Raw genomic sequence first — 14,693 nt, 5'->3', positions numbered from 1 at the left:
GACGCACTGAAGCCTGTGGGAGCGAGCGGGCGGCGATCCGACTTGCCCGCGAAGAAGACAGCGAGAAGTCACTGAATGAATACTTACCTAAGGTGGCGATAGGTTGGGACCGCGGAACCAAGCACCACCGCCCCCGCCGCAATCGCCACCCAAAACCCGCTGCGCGCGCCAAACGCATCCACCAGCCAACCCGAGCTGGCCGCGCCAATCGCCACGCCGATGCTCATCCCCGTCACCAGCCAGGTCAGGCCTTCGGTGAGTTTGGCCGGCGGCACGATGCGTTCCACCAATGCCATGGCGACAATCAGCGTCGGCGCAAAAGACAGACCCGCGACGAACACGGCCAGCGCCAATCCGACAATATTGGTCGCCAGCAGCAACGGCAACGTAGTCACCGCCGTCGCCACCCCGCCGTACAGAAACAGTCGCGGCAGCGGCACTTTCGAGCGCAACGCGCCGAACGCCAAACCGGCCAGGCATGAACCGATGGCATACACCGACAACACAATGCTCGCCGCCGCCGGTTGCCCTTGATGCTGGGCGAAGGCCACGCTGACCACATCCACCACGCCGACAATGGTGCCCATGGCGACCATCAACAACATCAGCAACTGAATCTCGCTGGAACGAATGATCGAGCCCTGATGGTGTTCTTCATGGGGATGTATCGCCGGTTCGGTGTCCCGTTGCAGAACGAACGCCGTGACGCCAATCGCCAGCATCAGCAGGGCCGCCAATGGCCCCGCTTCGGGGAACACCACCACGCACAAGCCTACCGACAGCGGCGGCCCGACAATAAAACAGACTTCGTCGAGCACCGACTCCAGAGCGTACGCGGTTTGCAGTTGCGGCTGGCCGCGATAGACCTCGGTCCAGCGCGCCCGCACCATCGCCGACATGCTCGGCATGCAACCGGCCAGCGCGGCAAACACAAACAGTGTCCATTGCGGTGCCTGCAAACGCGTGCACAACAACACCAGCAACAACGCGCCGCCACCGATCAGTGCCGACACCGGCAAAATCCGACGCTGCCCGAAACGGTCCACCAGCCGCGAAACCTGCGGCGCGCAAAACGCCGTGGCCAAGGCAAACGTCGCCGCCACAGCACCGGCCAATCCGTAGCCGCCTTGCAGCTGCGAGAGCATGGTGATCAGGCCGATGCCGGTCATGGAAATCGGCATGCGCGCGATCATCCCGGCCAGCACAAAGGCTCGGCTGCCCGGGGCTTTGAACAGTTCGCGGTAGGGGTTGGCCATGGCTCGGCTCTCGACAAGGGCCTGCAAGTTGCCATAAGGCTGGTTGAGGGGAAAGCGGGTAATTGTTGGTTGAATGTGAAGGCCCCATCGCCGGCAAGCCGGCTCCTACAGTGAAACGCGATCAATTGTAGGAGCCGGCTTGCTGGCGATGAACGTTAACTCGGTCCGCCTGCTAAAACACTAAGGCTCTGTGGCCCACACACCTACAAGCACTAAACAAAACCGCACCGCCCCCGGAAAATCGTTTGTTGCCACTCATTACATCCCCACCTAACATCCCTCCTCAACGGGTACAGCGGAGCTGTCCAACAAAACCCGAATTCAAGGAAACAGAATGAGCCAGCGCATCTATCGCAGCATCGACACCCCACTCCGATCCGGCCTGAACCGCGATGAACTGTGGGAAGGCCCCGACAAAGGCCTGATCAAATGCTGGGAAATCGGCCGCCAACGCGCCGCCCGTTTTCCCGAAATGGCCCAACAATGCCTGGCCGGTGAACTGCCGGTGCTGGGCTGGAAAGGGGGCGTCAGCCGCAGCCTGAAGAAACTCGAAAAGTACGGATCCCTCAAATACCTCGCCCAGTGGCAAGGTTTGCGCGGGGAAGACCTGGACGTTGACCTGGCTGAAGAGCGGGCATTGACCTGCTCGCGAACCGGAATGGTGGTGACGTTTACGCCGGATCGGGCGAAGTACTTCAATCAGGTCATGGAAACGGAAGTCTGATCTGCCTCGGAACTCACTGAAAACCGCTCCCGATAGGCTTGCGGCGTCACGCCCATCGCCCGCAGGAAGCTGCGCCGCAACGTCTCTTCGCTGCCAAACCCGCACTGCACCGCGACCCGTTTGATCGGCACGCCGGTATCGCTGAGTAACCGCCGCGCCGTTTCGACCCGAATCAGTTCGATGGCCCGCGCGGGCGTCTGGCCGGTGTCGGCGCGGTAGTGACGGACGAAGCTGCGTTCGCTCATGCCAGCCTGCAAGGCGAGGGTCGGAACGCCCAGGTCCATGGTGAGGTTTTCGCTGATCCAGGCGTGAAGATCGTCGAAGCGGTTGCCTTCCTTTTGCAACGACAGGGTCACGCTGAACTGTGATTGACCGCCCGGACGCTTCAAAAACACCACCAACTGCTGCGCCACTTCCAGCGCCATGGTGCGACCGAGGTCCTCTTCGACCATGGCCAGCGCGAGGTCGATGCCGGCAGTGACGCCGGCCGAGGTCCAGACCGGGCCGTCATTGATAAAGATTGGATTGGGTTCGACACGCAAGCGCGGGTGTTTTTGCGCCAACTGCTCGCAACGGGTCCAGTGAGTGACCACCCGCCGGCCATCGAGCCAACCGCTGGCCGCCAGCAAAAATGCCCCGGTGCACACCGATGACACCCGCCGACACCCCGCCGCATGCTCACGCACCCAAGCCACCAGCGCCTCATCCTCAGCCGCCGCATAAACGCCCCAGCCGCCGGCAATGATCAGGGTGTCGCTGCCCTGCCCGGGCAACGGTTCCGTCACCAGCGCCAAGCCCGCCGACGACGTCACCGCCCCGCCGCCGCTGGCAATCACCGTCGGCGCGTAAGGCGGCGGCAAGCCTTTCTGGCGGGCAATGTCATTGGCCGAGGCGAATACCTGCAGCGGCCCGGTGACGTCGAGCAGTTGCACGTTGGTGAAGGCGAGCACATGGATAGTCTTGGGCATGCTTGGCGTAATTCGTGGGGTAATTGGCGTATACGCCAAATCCTACGAGCCTACAGTGAAGCCGTCCACCCACTTCACGAGAAAAACACCATGACGTTGCAGATCGGTTTTCTGTTGTTCCCGCAGGTTCAGCAACTGGACCTGACCGGCCCTTACGACGTGCTCGCCTCGCTGCCGGACGTGAAGGTGCATTTGATCTGGAAAGACCTGATGCCGGTCACCGCGAGCACCGGCCTGGTGCTCAAGCCCACCACCACTTTCGATGATTGCCCGGCGCTGGATGTGATCTGCGTTCCCGGCGGCAGCGGTGTCGGGCCGTTGATGGAGGATGAGCAGACGTTGGCGTTCATCAAGACGCAGGCGGTCAATGCGCGGTATGTCACCTCGGTGTGCACCGGCGCGCTGGTACTCGGCGCGGCAGGTTTGCTCAAGGGTAAGCGCGCCACGACTCACTGGGCGTATCACGAGTTGCTTGGACCCTTGGGTGCAATCCCGGTGAAGGATCGGGTGGTGCGCGATGGCAATCTGCTGACCGGTGGCGGGATCACCGCCGGGATCGACTTTGCCCTGACCCTGGCGGCTGAATTGTTCGATAAGGACACGGCGCAATTGGTGCAGTTGCAGCTGGAGTACGCGCCGGCGCCGCCGTTTGAATCTGGCAGCCCGGAATCAGCGCCTCAGAGTGTTTTGGCAGAGGCTCATCGGCGTACGGCGCCATCGTTGCAGCAGCGGACGCTGATCACTGAACGGGCCGCAGCAAATCTCGGCTTGTAGGTAATCAATGCGGGCTCAGGTTCGCTCACACTCTGTGTACGACGGGGATGAATTGTAGGAGCCGGCTTGCTGGCGATAGCGGTGGGTCAGTCAACAGATTTATCGCCTGAACACACGCCATCGCCAGCAAGCCGGCTCCTACAGTTGATGTGTGTGATGGCCGAATCACTTTTCTACGGGCGAAAAAAAACCCGCCAGAGGCGGGTTTTTCCCAAGACCATTGTCGACTCCCTGTCGGTAGCGAATCCTTGCTGATGGTCGATCATCCGTGATCCTGAAGCGCTTCCTGTGCTTCAGTTGATGTGGCTAGATTACGCATCGGATCCAATGTGCAATAGAAGACATAGCTACCATCGCGTGTAAGACATTCGCTATACCAGCCCTTCCGAAAACCCTTAGACGCCTCAGGTATCGAGCGCTCAAGCCGCGAGTTTCGCGGCCTGCAGCGGAGCTACGACGGGTAGGGTCTGCGCCATGGTGATCATTCTTCCTGTCTCACCCGGGCTTTGGCGGTTTCAGCCAAAAACTGTTCAATGTTGTTCATCTGTTCCTCCCAGCCCCGGCTGTCCATGCGGAAAGCCTTTTCGCGGCGTGTCTGGGGGATGTGATCGAAACCGGACTCGGACACCTTGAGCAACGTACCTTCAGGGTGGTCCTCCAGCTCGAACTTCACCAGCGTGGTGGGTTCCTGGGAATAGTCGACATCCGCGCGCACCGCGTAGGGGTGCCAGCGAAACGAAAACACTCGCTCCGGCTCGACCCGCTCCACCAGCACATTCCACAAAACGTGCTCATAACCGGGGTACGTGACCTGCCCCTGAGTCCACTCACCGGCGACAAAACGCTTGCCTTCCAATGCCACGCCAAACCATTGCCCGAACGCTTCGGCATGGGCCAGCACACGCCAGACCTGCGAGCGCGGGGCTTTAAGCAGGATCTTCCTTTCGATGCGATCTGATGCTGGGTTCATAAGTCACCTCCTGTACTGAACAGTAGGCCTGTGTGACCACAAGTCCAACCCTAAAGTTGTACCAATCGGGCCTCTCAATCAACCTGCCTGAAATATTCGGCCGCACATCCGGGCCAAAGTTCGGCGCTGCGAACAAGAGTCATCAGGCGGGAGCTGCTACCGTTTGCAGGGACGACATTGACCGGACAAGGAAGATTCATGCAGCCCTCACTCATGGAACGTTATCGCGGCGCCCTGCTGGGCCTGGCCTGCGGTGATGCCGTCGGCACCACGGTCGAGTTTCAGCCACGCGGCTCGTTCAGGCCCCTGACCGACATGGTGGGCGGCGGCCCATTCAACCTGAAACCCGGGCAATGGACCGATGACACCTCAATGGCGTTGTGCCTGGCCGAAAGCCTGCTGAGCAAAAACGGCTTCGATGCCGCCGACCAGATGGGCCGCTACCTCAATTGGTGGCAACGGGGTTACATGAGTTCGACCGGGGAATGCTTCGACATCGGCATGACGGTGAGCGAGGCTTTGGCCCGGTATCAGCAAACCGGCGAACCCTTCGCGGGCTCAACCGATCCCTACACGGCGGGAAATGGCTCGTTGATGCGGCTGGTGCCGGTGGTTTTGTATTTCTTCCCCGACCGCGACCGGATCAGGGCGTTTTCCGCAAACAGTTCCCGCACGACCCACGCCGCGCCTGAAGCCGTTGAGTGCTGCCAATTGCTCGCCGAGCTGATAGGTCACGCGTTACAGGGCGCGGCCAAAGCGGATTTACTCCGCTTGCCGGCCACGACCTTCCTGGAGCCAAAAGTCGCCGCCATCGCACGCGGCGATTATTTCGACAAACCTGAAAGCGCTATCCGTGGCAGCGGTTACTGCGTCGCCTCGCTGGAAGCCGCGCTGTGGTGTTTTCATCACACCGACAGCTTCGAAGCCGCCATCCTGACGGCCGCCAACCTGGGCGATGACGCCGATACCACCGCCGCCATCGTCGGTCAGTTGGCCGGGGCTTTCTACGGTGTCCAGGCCATTCCCGAACGTTGGCTGGCGAAGTTATACCTGCGCGAAGACATCGAGGCTTGCGCGGATCAATTGCTCAAGGCTTCCGGCGCTGACACCGCAAGTGAATGAGGCTTCGCTACACTGCACCTCTTCTTTTCCTGTCACAGCGAGTTTCCCATGAACCCACGCGTGCTCCTGGCGCTGACGCCGTTGCTGTTCACCACCGTTGCCCATGCCGTCGATTGCGACAACGCCACCGACCAGGCCACGATGAATCAATGCGCGGCGCAGCAGAACAAGGCGGCGGACAAGGAGTTGAATGCGCTTTACCAGCAGATCAACGCGCGCTTGAAGGACAGCCCCGAGAGCAAGAAGCAGTTGATTGGCGCGCAACGGGCATGGATCGGGTTCCGGGATGCCGAGTGCAGGTTTTCGGCGTCCGGGGTTGAGGGCGGGAGTGTTTATCCGTTGATTTACAGCAATTGCATCACGGACCTGACCAAGGCTCGGGTGGAGGCTTTCAAAACTTACTTGAAGTGCCAGGAGGGGGATTTGAGTTGCCCGGTGCCGGGGCAGTAAGTTCTCTAGCGTTTTCCATGGCCTCTTCGCGGGCAAGCCTCGCTCCTACAAGGAATCACCGAAACCCGTAGGAGCGAGGCTTGCCCGCGAAGGCGTCCTTTCAAACGCCGCGATTACCGGACAAATATCTGCGCCGTGGTAATCGCCATATCCCCACCCGGCAACTTGATGCTGCCCACCTGTTTCAGGCTGTCGGCATCAAAAATCGCCACATCGTTGAACGTCCCCGCCAGGTAAATCTTGCTGCCGTCCTTGTTGAAGGAAATGCAGTAGTAGGAATGATCCAGCGTCGCCGCCTGGAGCATTTTCTTTTCCTTGATGTCGTACTTCGCCAGGCGATTGAGCACGCCGAACATCAGGTTCGGGTCCTTCGGCGAGCGCATGCCGCTGAAGTAGATTTCCGTCAGCGGGCCGAAGTCGGTGGTTTCGGTCTTGCCGGTTTTCAGGTCGATGCTGAACAGCCCGTACAGGTACTCGGCGGTCAACGGATCCTGCTTCTTGTCCTTGAACTTTGCCGCGGTGTAGAGCAGCGAGAAGTCATGGCGATAGGTCTGCTGGTTCCACACGTAGAGCACGTCCGGTGCGCTGTAGTTCGCCCGTTTCCAGTGACGACTGGGGATCAGCACATCGAATTTTCCGGTTTTCACATCGACCTTGTAGACGTCCGCCCCGGCGACATACAGCGTGCCGTCATCGCCACTCTGCATGATGGTCAGCTGCCGTGGCGCCGGGAAGCTGCGCACGGGTTTGGCATCCATGCCGGCGTCGGTGGCGTAGACATCCAGTCGTGGCTGCTGAACTTCGTAGCGGTCATTGAGCATCAACGTCGGGTTGGCAACGGTGAACAGCTCCTTGCCGTCATGACTGAGGGTGAAGGCGAACATCGACTTCGCTTTCTCCCCCGGCTTTTGGGTGATGCTGGCGTGGAACACCTGTTTGCAGCTGTCCAGTTCGACGCCGTAGACATCCGCGTAGTGATTGTTCAGCACGTAGGCGGTCTTGCGGTCCGGCGACAACTGGACGGTGCCCGGACCAAAGGCGTCGGGCATCTTGCAGGTCTTGAACAGCGTGTCCGTGGCCAGGTCGATCACGTGCAGGTTGTTCGGGTAATTGGTGGTCAACATGTACTCGTGACCGTCTTGCAGAGCAGTGTTTTCATCGGCCAGAACAGTGAGCGAACAGGTGCTCAGGACGGCAAACGCGGCCAGGCCGCAGGCTTTGATGCTAGGCATGCTGGAATCCTTCTTGTCTGTCCGATCACTTGTCTTTAGGGAAGACAGTGCCAAGGTTGCGCCAGTTGTCGTTGGACGCCTGGGCATCCTTGTTCCAGTCCGGGTAGGTGCTCATCATGTCCGGCACCTGGGCCGGCCACCAGCAAGGGTCGGAGCAGCCGTAAAGGTCGGCTTCCATCGGCTGGCACAGCGACGACACACCGCCAAACGCATCGATTTCCCAGCCCGGGTCGGTGGTCGAGGCGCAGCCCGCGACAGAGCTCATCGCCACCACTTCTTCGATACGGTTTTCGGCCGCGGCTTCATCGAGTTTCAACGCTTTGTTATTGATTGCCTTGAGATGTTTCATATCAGTGAGCCTTGCGCGGAGTGATGTAGCTGCTGATAAACGCAGGGTTGTTGGCCATGATCCGGGTGTAGACCTCGATGCCGAAGTCCACCCAGTCACGCATCAGTTCGCAGTAGTGATAGGTCGGGTGGGTCGGGTCGCCGTAACGGGCGTAACTCTCGTGGTAGCAGCCACCGGAGCAGAGGTTGCGGATCTGGCAGTCTTCGCAGCCGGTGTTGGTACGGTCGAGACGCTGGGACAGGAAGTCATTCAACTCCACCTGTTTCACCCCGCTGTGCACGTTGCCGAAGGTCGGCAAGGACGAGCCGGTGAAGCGGTGGCACAGGTTCAGTTCGCCCTTGTGATCCACCGCCAGCATCTTCAGGCCCGCGCCACACGGCAGGGCTTTTTTGTGGCCTTCGTGGATGTCGGTGATCAACTGGTGAAGGTTGGAGAAGCCGATGTTGCGGTGCTCCAGCGCCGCTTCCAGATAACGCCGACCGAGCGCCTTCATGTTGGCGAACACCTGCACCAGTTCATCGCTGGTGAGGTTGAAGCTGCTGATGTCGCCGGAAGTCACCGGAGCAAAGCCGACTTCGGCAAACCCCAGCTCGTTGAACAAGTGATCCCAGATGGTTTCGACGTCGGTGACGCCGGTGGTCAACGTCACTCGCGCGCCAACCGGACGGCTGTTGTACCGCGACAGCAGCATCTCGGCCTTGCGCCGCACCACGTCGTACGTGCCCTGCCCGCCCACGGTGATGCGGTTGCGGTCGTGCACGGTTTTCGGCCCGTCGATACTGACGGAGAGCCCGAAACGGTGGGCGTTGAGGTAGTCCACGGTTTCTTCGGTGAGCAGCGTGGCGTTGGTGGTCATCACGAACTCGACAAACTTGCCGGCTTCGCGAAAACGCTTCTCACAGTAATCGACCATGTACTCGATCAGCTTGCGATTGCTCAACGGTTCGCCGCCGAAGAACACCACGGTGAAACGCTCTTCATCCGGGGATTCGCGCAGCAGCATTTCCACTGAAGCGATGGCCGTTTCAACGTCCATTTTCTTGCCCGCCGACGGCTTGTCGAGGTCTTCCTTGTAGCAGTAGGTGCAGCTCAGGTTGCAGCCGGTGTTGACGTTGAGCACCACGGTATTGATCGCGGTGCGCTCGACCCGTTTGGTGCCGATGTCCGGGGTCAGCGGCGAGCCGTCGCTGACCAGTTCCAGCGAGATCAGTTCGCGCAGGGTCTCGGTGATTTCTTCGCCGTTGAAACGTGCGGCCAGGCGCTGGATCAGGTCGTCCGACGAACAGCCTGGACCGCGCAAGGTGTCGATGATGGTGCCCGTCAGCTCATCGCTGGCGAACAGCGAACTGCTGGGAATGTGGAACAGCATGCGGTCGGCGTCGACGTGCACTTCGTGCAGATTCCGCTCGACCAGATTCAAAATAGCGCCCATTGCAACCTCCTGTGCAGACCTCCTTCACGAGGCCTGCGGTCATTCCAAAAAGTGTCTGAAACGGTTAACGGTCAGCCAACTCATGGAATGGGTGGATTGTTCCAGCGTTGCACGGTGACGATCATGTGGCCCTCGCCGGTCAGGGATTTCCCTGCGTCGTCGACGGCGGCGATCACCTTGAGGTTGCCGGCATTGTTGGTGGACATTTTGCGTTGCGGGTTCGGCCCGGCATCGCCCGGTGTGAACACGCCGCTGTCAGCCTGCATGGTGCCGGCGAACTTGACGTCTTCGTCTTCCTTGGCGCGGTCGTCGAAGGCTTCGACTTTCCATTGCGCCGGGAACACGCCGATGCGATACGGTTTGCCGTCAGCGCCCTTGCCCCAGGCTTCGGCGTCAAAACGGCCCTGGACTTTCGGCGTCGAACCACCGCCCTCGCCGATCCGCGCCACCGAGAACTCGGGCACGACTTTGACTTCGGCGATTTTGCTGTAGACCGACAGGGTCGGGCCTTTCAGCGTGCCGACGGTGACGTTGCGCAGCCCCGGCTGGGCATTGGCGGCTGCCTTGAGCTTGACGCGCATACGCTGCGGACTTTGCTCCAGCACTTCGACCACTTCCACACCTTTGCCGAAGCTCGGCTTACCGCTGAGACCGCTGCCGATCAGGGTCACTTCTGACACGCTGCCGGCCTTGAGGTAACCCGGCTGCACCGCGAGCAAACGACTGCTGCCTTGCTTGGCCGCGACGAAGTCCAGACCCCGTTCATCGTGCTCGGCCTCGAACATCCGGCCTTGCATCGCATTGCCTTGGGCGGCGAACACCTGGCGCATGGTCACGCCGTCGATGGTCACGTTGCCGCGCCATTCGTAGCCGGTGTAGAGAATCGCGCTGCCGTCGCCATTGAACGGCGTGCCGTCGGCGTATTGGCCTTTGACGCTGACCTTGAAGGTGTCGTCGCCAGCGGCGGTCACGCTCATTACACCGGCCAGTTCACCTTTGCCCGGCAAGTGGCCGCTGAAGCTCCAGTCACCGGCAAACGCTTCGGCTTTGGGTGCTGCGCTCAGCCATTTTTTCCAGGCCGGGTTGTCCAGCGGATACCGCTTGGCCAACAGCGGCACCATGTCTTTGCGGGCAATGTCGAACCAGTCGCGGTCGCGGGCCAATGCCTGGTATTCGAGGGACGGCCATTGACCGAGGTGGAAATTCACCAGGCGTTCCCATTCCTGGGCCGGACGCCGTTGCAAGGCGACCCGCGCACCGGAGTGGCAACGACCGCACATCTGGCTGGTCTGGTCGTCGAACTTCTCGACGGTATTGAGTCGACGCTCCAGCGCGTAACGCACGCCGTCCGTCTCGCTCGGCGCCAGGCCCTGGGTGTCGGCCAGGTATTTGACCAGGGTACGGCGGTCGTCATCGCTGATCTGCAAACCATGCATGGTCTGCATCCGGGCGATGCTCATCAGCCAGCCTTCCGGGGTTTTGCGCTGGTGGCTGATGCGGCTCAGGGTGTTTTCGGCTTCAGGGGTGTGACAGCCCTGACAGGTTTCCTTGAGGATGGTCTGGGCGTCGCGGGCTGCCAGGCTGTCAGGCGAATGCAGCGCCACACACGCGGCCACGGCCAGCAGACTGACGCTCAGGCCTGATCGGAGTTTTCTCTTCATCAACGTCGAACCTCGCACGGTGCTTTCTTATTTTTGTGGCTTATCGTTTTTATGGTTTCTGCCGCCGGCGGCGCACCGCAGACGGAGGCAAGAGAAACGTCTGCGATGAGCAATACACGGAGCGTGCCAGCTTGCCGATTACCTTTTTTATCAAGCGTTTGCGTGAAGTTGAATGCGATTGGCCATGCTTGATCGAGAGCGCGTGCGTCTAATATCGCGACAGTTGTTGCAGTCTGAGACAAGCATAGATGCCTTAACCGGGACAGCTCATCGCCCGGCGATTGACGACAGTCCCGTGCGGGGGCGAAATGGTTGTTCACCAATTGCCGTTCAGGGGATAACGAAATGGCAAACATCACTGTCCTGGCGGGGGACTTTCTGCAGGGTGACGGAGAGTACAGAGACGGCGTTTTCACCTTGAGAACGTCGCTTCACCCGTGGCCCGGCATCACCCTGCCACTCTCCTCGTTCAAAAGCGTGGAAGTCGCCAACGAAGAGTCGATCAACAACATCAAGGACGCCATCGGCTTTGGCGTCGCCGGCGCCATGCTGCTGGGGCCCATCGGCGCGATTGCCGGTTTCATGCTGGCCGGAAAAGAAACCGAAGTGACCTTTCTGGCAACGCTGAAAGACGACAAAAAGCTGCTGGCCGCCGTTGATAGCAACACGTTCGACGAGATTTCCCGGAAAATAGCAGCCTGATTGCCTGACGCGAGCCGCACCGGCCTTCAACGGTGCGGCTTGTCGCCGGTTCAGATGGAATAGGTGGGATGAATGCTCTTGTGCGCCTCGATTTCCTGGCGCATGTCCGCCACCAGCGTGGCGATGGCATGGGGACTGTCCAGTGTCCACACCGGAACGTGGGTGGCGATCAGGTCCACTTTGCCCGTCATGCAGTCACAGACCCGGATCGTCATGGACTGGTCCGCTTCCATGTTGCAGGTGCAGACGGCGGGTAGAAAACTGTGTTCGATGATGCTTTGAATTTCCAGGGTTGAAAGGAACATCGCAACCTCCCTTACGCCAGATGTATAGCAGGGGAAATGCTCCGTCATTTCACCACCGAGCCTGAAAATTCTATTCCCCAAAAGTAGGGGGCTCAAGGGCGCAACCCGGTTGCTCGTCGTCTCGACGGGTGGTCATCGGCGCTCAAGTTATCGCGCTTTGCGCCGATAACCTGCTACACCAAACGTTAAGGGAATGACGACATGGCAATTTCTTTAAATGCAGCCTTGATCCAGCCATCGGCCGCTCAGCTCAGCCAGTCCAGCCAACCATTGACCGCGAAAACGCTGACTGAAGACCTGCAGAAAACAGCGGTCAACATCAATCCGGCAGCGATTTACCATCCAGGCGACGAAGCCCCGGCACCCAGTCCGACAATGGAATCGATCGAGACCTGGGTCGGCCGATCCCAGTCACCTGACTTCCCGCAGGTTGCCGAGCGGCACAAAAATGCCCATCAATCGCTGAAATATTCCTTCGAAGAATTCCAGTCAGCGTTGGCCCACGCCTATCCGGATCTCGCCGACAAAAAATTCGGCTTCACCATTCAAGCGGATGGAAGCCTCAAAGCCCTCAACAGTTCAGGCCAGCTCAGTTCTTCCGATATGAACCGGCTGAACAATCTGCTGAATGCTTCCAGTTCGCTGAAATCGGCAGCGAGCAGTTACCGCGACGCCTCCATCGACCTGGTGGCCGCCGACTCCGTATGGGGCGGCAGCTACGTGGGCGGGTACAACCTGAACAAGGAAAACTTCGCCAACACCATCGATCTGGGTGCCCTGTTCTTGAAGAAAGGCTCGGTGCCAAACGCTGAAACCCTGAACGGCTTCTTCTCTTCCCAGTTGTGGAGTAAAGGCGAGCGGATGACGCGGGAGACGGAAACGGTGATGCTGGCCGAGCGCAATAAGATCGACGTGACGGCCTGATTCCGACAACAGGCGCGGAGTGCCCGAATCAGCTCAGGCCACATCGTTGGCCTGAGCTGAAAAAACCGTCTCTTGAATCTCAGCTGCCGTCGCGATTTGCGACAACACGGCGGAACCCGACGGCCCCGAATTACATCCCACGCCCGCCGCCAAAGGGCTATCCGGCCCTTCCGGACAGTTGGCACAGCCATTGCGAAAGCCTCGTTCTCACGAACAACAAGAGGCCTCGCCATGACGCTCCCCTACCTGCTTCCCGCCACCTCGGCGTTCATCCAGCGCGCCCCGCGCATGCTTATCGGCGGCGACTGGGTCGAGGCTGCCGACGGCCAGACCATGCCACTGCACAACCCGGCCACCGGCGAAGTGCTGTGCGTGGTGCCGCGGGCCACGCCCGAAGACGTTGACCGTGCGGTGCTCGCGGCGCGTCAGGCGTTCGATGATTCCGCCTGGACCCGCACCCGCCCCCGCGAGCGGCAGAATTTGCTGTGGAAACTCGCCGACCTGATGGAACGCGACGCCGAACTGCTGGCGCAGCTGGAATGCCTGAACAACGGCAAGAGCGCGGCGGTGGCCCAGGTGATGGACGTGCAACTGTCCATCGACTTCCTGCGCTACATGGCCGGTTGGGCGACCAAGATCGAAGGCTCCAGCGTGGAAGTGTCGTTGCCGCTGATGCCAAACGATCAGTTCCACAGTTTCATTCGTCGCGAAGCGGTGGGCGTGGTCGGCGCCATCGTCGCCTGGAACTTCCCGCTGCTGCTGGCCTGCTGGAAACTCGGCCCGGCCCTGGCCACCGGTTGCACCGTGGTGCTCAAACCCGCCGACGAAACCCCGCTGACTGCCTTGAAACTCGCTGAGCTGGTGCTGGAAGCCGGTTACCCCGAAGGCGTGTTCAACGTGGTCACCGGCACCGGCATCACCGCCGGTTCGGCGCTGACCCACAACCCGCTGGTGGACAAGCTGACCTTCACCGGCTCCACCGCCGTCGGCAAGCAGATCGGCAAGATCGCCATGGATTCCATGACCCGCGTCACCCTGGAACTGGGCGGCAAATCGCCGACCATCGTCATGGCCGACGCTGACCTGAAGACCGCCGCCGCAGGCGCTGCCAGCGCGATTTTCTTCAACCAGGGCCAGGTCTGCTGTGCCGGTTCGAGGCTGTATGTGCAGCGCAAGCATTTCGACAATGTGGTGGCGGACATCGCCGACATTGCCAACGCCATGAAGCTCGGCAACGGGCTGGACCCGAGTGTCGAGATGGGGCCGCTGATCTCGGCGCGCCAGCAGGAACGGGTTTACGGGTACATCGAAAAAGGTCGGGAAAGCGGTGCGACGATTGCCTGCGGCGGTGAGCAATTCGGGCCGGGATTCTTCGTCAAACCGACAGTGATCGTGGATGTCGACCAGAAGCACTCGCTGGTGCAGGAAGAGATCTTCGGGCCGGTGCTGGTGGCGATTCCATTTGATGATGAAGCCGACGCGTTGCGCATGGCCAACGACAGTCCCTACGGGCTTGGCGCGAGCATCTGGTCGAATGATCTGGCGGCGGTGCACCGGATGATTCCGCGGATCAAATCCGGTTCGGTGTGGGTCAATTGCCACAGCGCCCTGGACCCGGCGCTGCCGTTTGGCGGGTACAAGATGTCGGGGGTCGGGCGGGAGATGGGGTATGCGGCGATTGAGCATTACACCGAGTTGAAGTCGGTGTTGATCAAGCTTTGATCTTTATCGTCCTTTAGGCCGTCTTCGCGGGCAAGCCTCGCTCCTACAAGGGCACGAAAACCTGTAGGAGCGAGGCTTGCCCGCGAAGAGGCCAGACCAATC

The 14,693-nt window shown here is 60.4% G+C and carries 15 protein-coding genes; 7 read left to right on the top strand and 8 right to left on the bottom strand.

From position 1 onward, the window contains the following. Window positions 1-83: 83 nt before the first annotated feature. Window positions 84-1,256: an MFS transporter gene (locus IB246_RS20170; RefSeq protein WP_008039951.1), complete on the bottom strand. Its 1,173-nt coding sequence runs from the start codon at window positions 1,254-1,256 to the stop codon at window positions 84-86. A gap of 334 nt (window positions 1,257-1,590) precedes the next feature. Here IB246_RS20170 and IB246_RS20165 point away from each other — a divergent pair, with 334 nt between their 5' ends. Then, the gene (locus IB246_RS20165; protein WP_008027948.1) at window positions 1,591-1,980 is read left to right on the top strand and encodes a hypothetical protein; all 390 of its coding nucleotides are present in this window, start codon (window positions 1,591-1,593) and stop codon (window positions 1,978-1,980) included. On the opposite strand, the gene IB246_RS20160 is transcribed toward IB246_RS20165, so the two are convergent. Continuing rightward, on the bottom strand, window positions 1,956-2,948 hold the full coding sequence (locus IB246_RS20160) for a GlxA family transcriptional regulator (protein ID WP_008039949.1): 993 nt from the start codon (window positions 2,946-2,948) through the stop codon (window positions 1,956-1,958). The two genes, IB246_RS20165 and IB246_RS20160, sit on opposite strands and share 25 nt — an antisense overlap. A gap of 90 nt (window positions 2,949-3,038) precedes the next feature. On the opposite strand from IB246_RS20160, the gene inhA reads away from it, so the two are divergent. Then, complete coding sequence (inhA, locus tag IB246_RS20155; RefSeq protein WP_008039947.1) at window positions 3,039-3,722, top strand: isonitrile hydratase; 684 nt, start codon at window positions 3,039-3,041, stop codon at window positions 3,720-3,722. 481 nt (window positions 3,723-4,203) lie between these two features. Here inhA and IB246_RS20150 read toward each other — a convergent pair whose 3' ends face one another. Next, a complete protein-coding gene (locus tag IB246_RS20150) occupies window positions 4,204-4,692 on the bottom strand; it encodes an SRPBCC family protein (protein ID WP_008039944.1) in 489 nt (162 codons plus the stop codon). 198 nt (window positions 4,693-4,890) lie between these two features. Here IB246_RS20150 and IB246_RS20145 point away from each other — a divergent pair, with 198 nt between their 5' ends. Together IB246_RS20145 and IB246_RS20140 are read left to right on the top strand one after the other, a co-directional pair. Next, on the top strand, window positions 4,891-5,814 hold the full coding sequence (locus IB246_RS20145; RefSeq protein ID WP_008039941.1) for an ADP-ribosylglycohydrolase family protein: 924 nt from the start codon (window positions 4,891-4,893) through the stop codon (window positions 5,812-5,814). Between the two features lie 48 nt (window positions 5,815-5,862). Then, a complete protein-coding gene (locus tag IB246_RS20140) occupies window positions 5,863-6,264 on the top strand; it encodes a lysozyme inhibitor LprI family protein (RefSeq protein ID WP_008039939.1) in 402 nt (133 codons plus the stop codon). Between the two features lie 113 nt (window positions 6,265-6,377). Here IB246_RS20140 and peaD read toward each other — a convergent pair whose 3' ends face one another. The 4 genes from peaD to peaA all read right to left on the bottom strand — a co-directional run bounded on the left by peaD (window position 6,378) and on the right by peaA (window position 10,938). Continuing rightward, complete coding sequence (gene peaD, locus IB246_RS20135) at window positions 6,378-7,496, bottom strand: quinohemoprotein amine dehydrogenase subunit beta (protein WP_008039931.1); 1,119 nt, start codon at window positions 7,494-7,496, stop codon at window positions 6,378-6,380. Between the two features lie 25 nt (window positions 7,497-7,521). Then, complete coding sequence (qhpC, locus tag IB246_RS20130; protein WP_008027961.1) at window positions 7,522-7,845, bottom strand: quinohemoprotein amine dehydrogenase subunit gamma; 324 nt, start codon at window positions 7,843-7,845, stop codon at window positions 7,522-7,524. Window position 7,846: 1 nt separating this feature from the next. After that, complete coding sequence (peaB, locus tag IB246_RS20125; RefSeq protein ID WP_008027964.1) at window positions 7,847-9,277, bottom strand: quinohemoprotein amine dehydrogenase maturation protein; 1,431 nt, start codon at window positions 9,275-9,277, stop codon at window positions 7,847-7,849. An 80-nt stretch (window positions 9,278-9,357) separates the two neighbouring features. Beyond that, window positions 9,358-10,938 (bottom strand): quinohemoprotein amine dehydrogenase subunit alpha, encoded by a 1,581-nt coding sequence (gene peaA, locus IB246_RS20120; RefSeq protein ID WP_008039923.1) that lies wholly within the window; start codon window positions 10,936-10,938, stop codon window positions 9,358-9,360. Between the two features lie 345 nt (window positions 10,939-11,283). On the opposite strand from peaA, the gene IB246_RS20115 reads away from it, so the two are divergent. After that, window positions 11,284-11,640 (top strand): hypothetical protein, encoded by a 357-nt coding sequence (locus IB246_RS20115; RefSeq protein ID WP_008039921.1) that lies wholly within the window; start codon window positions 11,284-11,286, stop codon window positions 11,638-11,640. 50 nt (window positions 11,641-11,690) lie between these two features. Here the strand turns inward: IB246_RS20115 and IB246_RS20110 are convergent, their stop codons facing one another. Further along, a complete protein-coding gene (locus IB246_RS20110) occupies window positions 11,691-11,945 on the bottom strand; it encodes a DUF1652 domain-containing protein (protein ID WP_008027970.1) in 255 nt (84 codons plus the stop codon). A gap of 201 nt (window positions 11,946-12,146) precedes the next feature. Here IB246_RS20110 and IB246_RS20105 point away from each other — a divergent pair, with 201 nt between their 5' ends. Together IB246_RS20105 and IB246_RS20100 are read left to right on the top strand one after the other, a co-directional pair. Then, window positions 12,147-12,869 (top strand): hypothetical protein, encoded by a 723-nt coding sequence (locus tag IB246_RS20105; protein WP_008039920.1) that lies wholly within the window; start codon window positions 12,147-12,149, stop codon window positions 12,867-12,869. A gap of 231 nt (window positions 12,870-13,100) precedes the next feature. Then, complete coding sequence (locus IB246_RS20100) at window positions 13,101-14,591, top strand: aldehyde dehydrogenase family protein (RefSeq protein WP_008039918.1); 1,491 nt, start codon at window positions 13,101-13,103, stop codon at window positions 14,589-14,591. The last annotated feature ends 102 nt before the right edge of the window (window positions 14,592-14,693 follow it).

Origin of the sequence: Pseudomonas sp. PDM01, from assembly GCF_014852325.1 — a bacterium.
GTDB lineage: Bacteria > Pseudomonadota > Gammaproteobacteria > Pseudomonadales > Pseudomonadaceae > Aquipseudomonas > Aquipseudomonas migulae.
Note: the sequence above shows the minus strand (reverse complement) of the source record. Positions and strands in the feature narration are given on the sequence as shown.

What these genes read in the sequence shown, in the direction of transcription:
- IB246_RS20170 (WP_008039951.1), bottom strand. Translation starts at nt 1,256, where the DNA reads ATGGCCAACCCCTACCGCGAACTGTTCAAAGCCCCGGGCAGCCGAGCC.
- IB246_RS20165 (WP_008027948.1), top strand. Translation starts at nt 1,591, where the DNA reads ATGAGCCAGCGCATCTATCGCAGCATCGACACCCCACTCCGATCCGGC.
- IB246_RS20160 (WP_008039949.1), bottom strand. Translation starts at nt 2,948, where the DNA reads ATGCCCAAGACTATCCATGTGCTCGCCTTCACCAACGTGCAACTGCTC.
- inhA (WP_008039947.1), top strand. Translation starts at nt 3,039, where the DNA reads ATGACGTTGCAGATCGGTTTTCTGTTGTTCCCGCAGGTTCAGCAACTG.
- IB246_RS20150 (WP_008039944.1), bottom strand. Translation starts at nt 4,692, where the DNA reads ATGAACCCAGCATCAGATCGCATCGAAAGGAAGATCCTGCTTAAAGCC.
- IB246_RS20145 (WP_008039941.1), top strand. Translation starts at nt 4,891, where the DNA reads ATGCAGCCCTCACTCATGGAACGTTATCGCGGCGCCCTGCTGGGCCTG.
- IB246_RS20140 (WP_008039939.1), top strand. Translation starts at nt 5,863, where the DNA reads ATGAACCCACGCGTGCTCCTGGCGCTGACGCCGTTGCTGTTCACCACC.
- peaD (WP_008039931.1), bottom strand. Translation starts at nt 7,496, where the DNA reads ATGCCTAGCATCAAAGCCTGCGGCCTGGCCGCGTTTGCCGTCCTGAGC.
- qhpC (WP_008027961.1), bottom strand. Translation starts at nt 7,845, where the DNA reads ATGAAACATCTCAAGGCAATCAATAACAAAGCGTTGAAACTCGATGAA.
- peaB (WP_008027964.1), bottom strand. Translation starts at nt 9,277, where the DNA reads ATGGGCGCTATTTTGAATCTGGTCGAGCGGAATCTGCACGAAGTGCAC.
- peaA (WP_008039923.1), bottom strand. Translation starts at nt 10,938, where the DNA reads ATGAAGAGAAAACTCCGATCAGGCCTGAGCGTCAGTCTGCTGGCCGTG.
- IB246_RS20115 (WP_008039921.1), top strand. Translation starts at nt 11,284, where the DNA reads ATGGCAAACATCACTGTCCTGGCGGGGGACTTTCTGCAGGGTGACGGA.
- IB246_RS20110 (WP_008027970.1), bottom strand. Translation starts at nt 11,945, where the DNA reads ATGTTCCTTTCAACCCTGGAAATTCAAAGCATCATCGAACACAGTTTT.
- IB246_RS20105 (WP_008039920.1), top strand. Translation starts at nt 12,147, where the DNA reads ATGGCAATTTCTTTAAATGCAGCCTTGATCCAGCCATCGGCCGCTCAG.
- IB246_RS20100 (WP_008039918.1), top strand. Translation starts at nt 13,101, where the DNA reads ATGACGCTCCCCTACCTGCTTCCCGCCACCTCGGCGTTCATCCAGCGC.